Annotated in this window: 7 protein-coding genes; 2 read left to right on the top strand and 5 right to left on the bottom strand. The window is 74.8% G+C overall.

Annotated features, from left to right (window positions below; translation table 11 throughout):
• The 3 genes from UW392_RS32630 to UW392_RS32620 all read right to left on the bottom strand — a co-directional run.
• The coding region (locus UW392_RS32630) for an MFS transporter (RefSeq protein WP_320778793.1) at positions 1–560 on the bottom strand (560 nt) is incomplete at its 3' end.
• An 18-nt stretch (positions 561–578) separates the two neighbouring features.
• Positions 579–1,553 (bottom strand): amidohydrolase family protein, encoded by a 975-nt coding sequence (locus UW392_RS32625; RefSeq protein WP_320778792.1) that lies wholly within the window; start codon positions 1,551–1,553, stop codon positions 579–581.
• 11 nt (positions 1,554–1,564) lie between these two features.
• On the bottom strand, positions 1,565–2,125 hold the full coding sequence (locus UW392_RS32620; RefSeq protein ID WP_320778791.1) for a quercetin 2,3-dioxygenase: 561 nt from the start codon (positions 2,123–2,125) through the stop codon (positions 1,565–1,567).
• A gap of 85 nt (positions 2,126–2,210) precedes the next feature.
• Here UW392_RS32620 and UW392_RS32615 point away from each other — a divergent pair, with 85 nt between their 5' ends.
• On the top strand, positions 2,211–3,125 hold the full coding sequence (locus UW392_RS32615; RefSeq protein WP_320778790.1) for an AraC family transcriptional regulator: 915 nt from the start codon (positions 2,211–2,213) through the stop codon (positions 3,123–3,125).
• Between the two features lie 7 nt (positions 3,126–3,132).
• Here the strand turns inward: UW392_RS32615 and UW392_RS32610 are convergent, their stop codons facing one another.
• On the bottom strand, positions 3,133–5,013 hold the full coding sequence (locus tag UW392_RS32610; RefSeq protein ID WP_320778789.1) for an ABC transporter ATP-binding protein: 1,881 nt from the start codon (positions 5,011–5,013) through the stop codon (positions 3,133–3,135).
• A gap of 153 nt (positions 5,014–5,166) precedes the next feature.
• Here UW392_RS32610 and UW392_RS32605 point away from each other — a divergent pair, with 153 nt between their 5' ends.
• Positions 5,167–6,066, top strand: coding sequence for a lysylphosphatidylglycerol synthase transmembrane domain-containing protein (locus tag UW392_RS32605; RefSeq protein WP_320778794.1), 900 nt, complete (start codon positions 5,167–5,169; stop codon positions 6,064–6,066).
• Positions 6,067–6,095: 29 nt separating this feature from the next.
• Here UW392_RS32605 and UW392_RS32600 read toward each other — a convergent pair.
• On the bottom strand, positions 6,096–7,130 hold a 1,035-nt coding region (locus tag UW392_RS32600; protein WP_320778788.1), incomplete at its 5' end, for a VWA domain-containing protein.

The following is a 7,130-nucleotide window of genomic DNA, read 5'->3' as shown; positions in this document are numbered from 1 at the left end:
AGTGCGGCGCCGAGTTCCCGGCCGCCCGCGGTGACGCCGGCGGCGACGCCCTCCTTGCCGCGCCGGGCGCGGGCCAGACCGGCCGCGGAGGTGGTGGGGACCAGCAGGCCCCAGCCCGCGCCGAGCACGACCAGCGGGGCGACCAGCGCGCCGTAGTGGGAGAAGACCAGGGGGACGACGGCGAGGGCCGCCACCACCAGGACCGAGCCGAGGATCATCGCGCCCCGCACACCGAGCCTGCCGATGGTCCGGCCGGCCGCGAGCGCCGCGACGATGTTGCCGCCGGCCAGCGGGAGCAGCGCCACCCCGGCCACGAACGGCGTCATGCCCAGCTCGTCCTGGAAGCCCATGCTGGTGAGGTACAGCGTGCCGAAGAACGCCGCGGTGCCGACCACCGTCACCACCGCGTTGGCGCTGAACGGCACGTCCCGCAACTGCCCGAGCGGCAGCATCGGCGCGGCCGAGCGCCGCTCCACCCGGCCGAACAGCCACACCGCGGGGCGGGGCAGCGGCAGGACGGCCGGGTCGGGCGGGGCCGGCGGGGGGAAGGGGAAGGGCACGGTGCGGGCTCCGTCGTCTCAGCGGTCCGTACGGGACAGGACGCGGCGGGCGTTGGCGGTGGTGAGGGTCCGCCAGTCGGCGGCGCCGTCAGGTACGGGGGCGGCGTCGAGGGCCGCGACGTGGGCCTCCACTCCGGCGGCCGGGGTCCAGCAGTGGTCGCTGCCGTACAGCAGCCGGTCGGGACCGACGAGGTTCAGCAGGGCGGGGAGCTGGCGGGGCAGGGCGGGCCCGGCGAGGTCGTAGTAGAGGCGGCGGAGCTGGTCGACGGCGCCGGGGGCGACGGTGCCGGGGGCGGCGGCCGGCATGAACATCTTCATGAAGCCGTCGATGCGGTCGGCTAGGACCGGCAGGGCGCCGCCGCAGTGCGGGACGATCACCGTGAGGTTCCGGTACCGGTCGAGGGTGCCGGCCATCAGCAGGTCGGTGACGGTGCGGGCGGTGTCGAAGATGAACTCGACCATCGGGCGCGGCCGGCCGAGCGCGGAGCGCTCCCAGCAGACGGGCGAGGTGGGGTGGAGGAAGACGACCGTGCCGCGCCGGTCGAGTTCGGCCCAGAGCGGCTCCAGGACGGGGTCGCCGAGGTAGGTGCCGTGGCTGTGGGTCTCCAGGACCACGCCGTCGGCGCCGAGGGTGTCGTGGGCGTGCGCGAGTTCCGCGAGGGCGCCGTCGACGTCCGGCAGCGGCAGGGAGGCGAACAGGCCGAAGCGGCCGGGGTGGGCGCGGACGGTCTCGGCGCCGTCCTCGTTGACCTCGCGGGCCAGGCGCCGGGCGGCGGTGTCGTCGCCGAAGTGGACACCCGGGGAGGACACCGACAGCATCGAGGTCTCGATACCGCAGCGGTCCATCAGCTCCAGGTGCGCCGCCGCCGACCAGGACGGCCACGCGGGGACGCCGTCGGGGAGTTCGTGCCCGGCTGCGCGGGCCTGCCGGACGTAGGAGTCGGTGACGAAGTGGGCGTGGACGTCGAGGTATCCGGGGGCGGGGGTGCTCATGGCCGGTCCCCTCACTTTCCGGTGCGCCACTGGTGGTCGGGCAGGAAGGTCACGTCGTACCGCTGCGGAACGGTGCCGAACGCGCGCGGGTCGGGCACGAACGGCCTGCTCGGCGGGGCGAGTTCGTCGGTGGGGGTGCCGAGGGTCTCGAAGAACCGCTCGAAGGTGCCGCCGGGCCCCGCGGCCACGCCGACGATGCGGCTGTGGTGGCGCTCGATGCGGTAGGCGTGCGGGCAGTTCTTCGGGACGAAGCCGAAGTCACCGGCGGTGAGCAGCTTCTCGTACTGCTCGCCCTCGGTGTCCTCGACGAAGAGCCGCACCGCGCCGTCGGTGAGGTAGAAGACCTCGTAGGTGTCGGCGTGGGAGTGGGCGGGGATGGTGTCGCCCGCGGGGCCCTCGACGGTGAAGAAGTTGAAGGTGTTCTCGGTCTGCTCGCCGCCGGCGTAGACGGTGATCAGGTCGGTGAAGAGGTGGGCGCGGTCGCCGGTGCCCTTCTCGACGAAGTACGGCTTGCCCGGCTCCGGCGGGATGTGGGAGCGCTGACGGTAGCGGGTGGCGAACTCCATGGTCATGGGGTCGGTCCTTCCTGCGGCTCGGACGGCTCGTGCCAACGTAGGACCGGCCCGGCGGGGTGGTCGGCATACACTCGGCCAGGCGATGAAGAAAAACGGACAGATCGCGGGCGGCCGCCGGGCGCGGTACCGGACGGGCGTCCCGGAGGTGTCGTACCGGCCGACGCCGGGCCGTCCCCCGGGTCTGGAGGTGCTGGACCTGCCGGGCCTCGCCGCCCGCGCGAGGGAGCGGGAGCGTCCGCTGACCGCGCCGGTGCGCCCGGCGTTCCACCTGGTCGTCGCGGTGCGCGGCGGGCGTCTCGACTGCGCGGTGGACTTCACGGCGTACTCTCTCGCCGCGGGCGACTGGCTGTGGGTGTGGCCGGGGCAGGTGCTCCACTTCCCGGACGGGCCCGGGACGGGGGACGCCACGGTGCTGGTGTTCCCGACCGGTTTCCCGAGTGCGGCGACCGACGCGCTGATCCGGGACGGTGAGCACGCCCCGTACCGGCTGATCACCCCGGACCCCGCCCGCGGGGCGTCGCTGCTGCGGCTCCTCGACGCGCTGGCCGAGGAGCACGCGGACCTCGGCGACCTGTCCCTGGAGGCGTACGTCGAGACGCTGCGCGACCTGCTCGCGGTGATCCTGGTGCGGCTGGTCCACCTCGCCGACCCGCTGCGGCACGGCCGGACCGGCGGCGGCGAGCCCTTCCGGCGGTTCCGGCGGGCCGTCGAGGAGGGCTTCGGGCGGTCCCACCGGGTCGAGGAGTACGCCGCCCGGCTGGGGTACAGCCCGCGTACCCTCACCCGCGCCACCCGGGCGGCCCTCGGCTGCGGCGCCAAGCGGTTCATCGACGACCGGGTGCTGCTGGAGGCGAAGCGGCTGCTCATCCACACCGCGCTGCCGCCGGCCGTGGTCGGGGAGCGGATCGGGTTCGGCTATCCGACCGCGTTCAGCGCGTTCTTCCGCCGCCGCACGGGTATGACCCCGACGGAGTTCCGGTCGCTGACGAAGCCCTGAACTCCCCTCATGCGGCCGCGTCGGCCGGCCGGTCCTCGAACTGTGTGCGGTACAGCTCGGCGTACCGGCCGCCGGCGGCGAGCAGCGTCTCGTGGGTGCCGCGTTCCACGATCCGGCCGTCCTCGACGACGAGGATCAGGTCGGCGGCGCGGACGGTGGAGAGACGGTGGGCGATGACGACGGCGGTGCGGTCCGCGAGGGCCTCGGTGAGCGCCTCCTGCACGGCGGCCTCCGCGGTGTTGTCGAGGTGGGCGGTGGCCTCGTCGAGGATGACGACGCGCTGGCGGGCCAGGAGCAGCCGGGCGATGGTCATGCGCTGGCGTTCCCCTCCGGAGAGGCGGTAGCCGCGTTCGCCGACCACCGTGTCCAGGCCGTCCGGCAGGGACCGTACGAGGCCGTCGAGGCGGGCGCGGCCGAGCGCGGCCCACAGCTCGTCGCCGGTGGCGTCCGGGCGGGCGAGGAGCAGGTTGGCGCGGACCGTGTCGTGGAAGAGGTGCCCGTCCTGGGTGACCATGCCGACGGTCTCGCGCAGCGACGCGGCGCCGAGGTCGCGGACGTCGACGCCGCCGACGCGTACGGTGCCGGAGTCGGCGTCGTACAGCCGCGGCAGCAGCTGGGCGACGGTGGACTTGCCGGCGCCGGAGGAGCCGACGAGGGCGACGGTGCGGCCCGGCTCGGCGCGGAAGGAGAGGCCGTGCAGGACTTCGGCGCCGCCCCGGGTGTCGAGGCCCGCGACCTCCTCCAGGGAGGCGAGGGAGACCTTGTCGGCGGCGGGGTAGCCGAAGCGGACGTCGTCGAACTCGACGGAGACGGGTCCGTCGGGGACCCGGCGGGCGTCGGGTTTCTCCTGGATCAGCGGCGCGAGGTCGAGGACCTCGAAGACCCGCTCGAAGCTGACGAGTGCGCTCATGATCTCGACGCGGGCCCCGGCGAGCGCGGTGAGCGGCGCGTACATGCGGGTCAGCAGCAGGGCGAGGGCGACGACGGCGCCCGGTTCGAGGGTGCCGCGCAGGGCGAAGAAGCCGCCGAGGCCGTAGACGAGGGCCAGGGCGAGGGCGGAGACCAGGGTGAGGGCGGTGATGAACGCGGCCTGGGCGGTGGCGGTGCGCACCCCGATGTCGGCGACCCGGCGGGCCCGTTCGGCGAACTGCGCGGACTCCTCCTCCGGCCGGCCGAAGAGTTTGACGAGGGTGGCGCCGGGCGCGGAGAACCGCTCGGTCATCCGGGTGCCCATGGCCGCGTTGAGGGCGGCGGCCTCGCGCTGCATCCGGGCCATCCGGCTGCCCATGCGGCGGGCCGGTACGACGAAGACTGGCAGCAGCACCAGCGCGAGCAGGGTGATCTGCCAGGAGAGGGTGAGCATGACGGCGAGGGTGAGGACCAGGGTCACCAGATTGCTGACGACGCCGGAGAGGGTGTTGCTGAACGCGCGCTGGGCGCCGATGACGTCGTTGTTGAGACGGGAGACCAGCGCCCCCGTACGAGTGCGTGTGAAGAACGCCACCGGCATGCGCTGCACATGATCGAACACCGCCGTCCGCAGATCGAGGATGAGTCCCTCGCCGAGCCGCGCCGACAGCCTCCGGGAGAGGATGCCGAGCGCCGCCTCCGCGACGGCGATCACGGCGATCAGCCACGCGAGACGGACGACGGTGTGCTCGTCGCCGTCCGACACGATCGCGTCGACGACGCGTCCGGCGAGGACCGGCGTGGCGACGGCGAGCAGCGCGGTCGCCACGCCGAGCAGCACGAACACGGCGATGCGGCGGCGGTGCGGGCGGGCGAACGCGCCGATGCGGCGCAGGGTGGCACGGGCGAAGGGTCGGCGGTCCTGCTCGGCGGTGAGGACGCCGTGCAGCTGGGTCCAGGCGGTGGCTTCCATGCTCATGCCGGAGACGGTAGGACCTCGACCAATCTTGAGGTCAAGGGCCGGAGGCCGCTGTCCGCCCGTAAGGTGTCGTCCACGCTGCCGCCACCCGCGGTCGGGGCGGCGCGGGAACGCTTCCCGGGTGTGACCGTGCTTCTCCGCCGCATCCTCTGCCTGCTCCCGCTCGCCCTCGTCGCCGTGGTCGCGGTGCGGCACCGCGCGGTGCTCGCCGAGGGTTTCGGGCACCTGGCGACCGCCCGCTGGCCCTGGCTGCTGGCGGCGGTCGGGGTGACCTGTCTGACCTGGGTCGCCGCGGCCTGCACCCGGCAGGGCGCGGTGGTGGAGCGGCTGCCCGGCGGGCGGCTGCTCGCGACGCAGTTCGCGGCGGGCGCCGCCAACCACCTGCTGCCCTCGGGGCTCGGCGCGAGCGCGGTGAACCTGCGGTTCATGACGGTGTGCGGGGTGCCGCTGGCCCGTTCCTCGGCGGCGCTCGCCCTGTACCTGCTGGCGGAGAGCGTCGGCCGGCTGGTGCTGCTGGGCGCGCTGCTGGTCGTCTTCCCCGACGCGCTGCGGCCGTGGACGCTGCTGCCGGACGGGTTCCTCGTCCCGCTGCTGCTCACCCTGGCGGCCGTGGTGGCCGCGGCGGCGGGCGTGCTGGCGCTGGTCCGCCGGGTGCGCGCGGCGGTGGTGGCGTTCCTGCGGACGGCGTTCGGCGAGGCGCGGTCGGTGCACGCCCGGCCGGCGCGGGCGCTGGCCCTGTGGGGCGGTTCGCTCGCCTTCCCCGCGCTCCAGGCGACGGCCCTGGTGCTGGTGGGGCGGGCGCTGGGGCTCGGGGTGCCGTCCGCGCACATGGCGCTGGCGTACCTCGCGGCGACGGTCGCGGTGGCGCTGGTGCCGACGCCGGGCGGGCTGGGTTCGGTCGAGGCCGCCCTGGTGCTGGCGCTGGTGGCGACGGGCGGCCCGGCCGCCGTGGCGACCGCCGTGGTGCTGGCCTACCGGATCATCACCGTGTGGCTGCCGCTGCTGCCGGGGGCGCTGACGCTGGGCGCGCTGGTGCGGCTGAAGGTCATCTGAGGCCGCCGGGGCCCGCGTGCGTCCCGGGTTCAGATGACGCGGAAGAGGTCGGCCGCCGCGTGCACGTCGGTGAGGTCGTCGACGAACCGCAGGTTGTCGCAGAGCGCGTCGAGGACCGAGCCGTCCTCGCCGGGGGCGCGCGGCACACCGATCGCCACTCCGAACACCCGGAAGTCCAGGCGCTGTTTCGTCTCCCGCCAGCGCCGTGTCCACGCCTCGGTGACGTCGCACTCCTCGTCGGTGATCAGCACGATGTCGCCGCGTGCCCGCGCGGCGTCGTCGAACTCCTCCGCCAGCAGCTCCCTGGCCGCGGTGAGGGGCCGCTCGAAGCTGGTGCCGCCGCCGAGGAACGTCTCCGCGAACTCGACGACCCGGCCGAGGCCGGCGGGCCGGTCCCCGGGGAAACGGAAGACCCGCAGCTTGTCGGCGGCGGAGAAGACGATGCCGACGAAGTCCCGGCCGGCCCGTCGGGCCTGGTCGAGCAGGGCGAGGGCGCACGCCTTGGCCCACGCCTCCCGGGTGATGCCGCCGGGACCTTCCGCGTACATCGAGTGGGAGGTGTCGACGCAGGCGACGATCGCGCCCTTGCCGGTGGCCTGTTCGCCCCGGGTGTCGTAGAGCATCAGCTCCCCGGCGGCGTACCGCGCGGCGAACACCGCGCGCAGGGCGGGCGAGCCGAGGTGGGCCAGTTCGCCGGGGACGATCCGGGAGAGGTCGTCGCCGAGGGTGACGCCGACGAGTTCGCCGGTGGCGTTCTCGACCTTGCGGGCGCGTTCGCCGTCGGCCATCTGCCGGAAGCGGCCGATCAGTTCGGCCCAGCGGGCGAGGCGTCCGGTGCGCAGCCGCTCGGCGAGCCGGGCGCGTTCCTCGTACGGCATCCGCTCCAGCTCGCCGGGTTCGACGCCCCAGGCGCGCATCAGCGCTGCCTCCTCGCGCACGGTCTCGGCGGCCCGCACCACCGCGTGGCGCGCGACGGTCCGGGTGTCGGGGTCGGTCCCGGCGAGTTCCCGCCCGGCGGCCGCGGCGGCCTGCCGTGCGGCGGTCTCCGCCCGCTCGGCGGCGCG

The organism is Streptomyces sp. CRN 30 (genome assembly GCF_034105845.1).
Note: the sequence above shows the minus strand (reverse complement) of the source record. Positions and strands in the feature narration are given on the sequence as shown.

Bases quoted from the DNA above. Each gene is read 5' to 3' on its own strand.
- UW392_RS32610 (WP_320778789.1), bottom strand. From the start codon at position 5,013: ATGAGCATGGAAGCCACCGCCTGGACCCAGCTGCACGGCGTCCTCACC.
- UW392_RS32625 (WP_320778792.1), bottom strand. From the start codon at position 1,553: ATGAGCACCCCCGCCCCCGGATACCTCGACGTCCACGCCCACTTCGTC.
- UW392_RS32615 (WP_320778790.1), top strand. From the start codon at position 2,211: ATGAAGAAAAACGGACAGATCGCGGGCGGCCGCCGGGCGCGGTACCGG.
- UW392_RS32620 (WP_320778791.1), bottom strand. From the start codon at position 2,125: ATGACCATGGAGTTCGCCACCCGCTACCGTCAGCGCTCCCACATCCCG.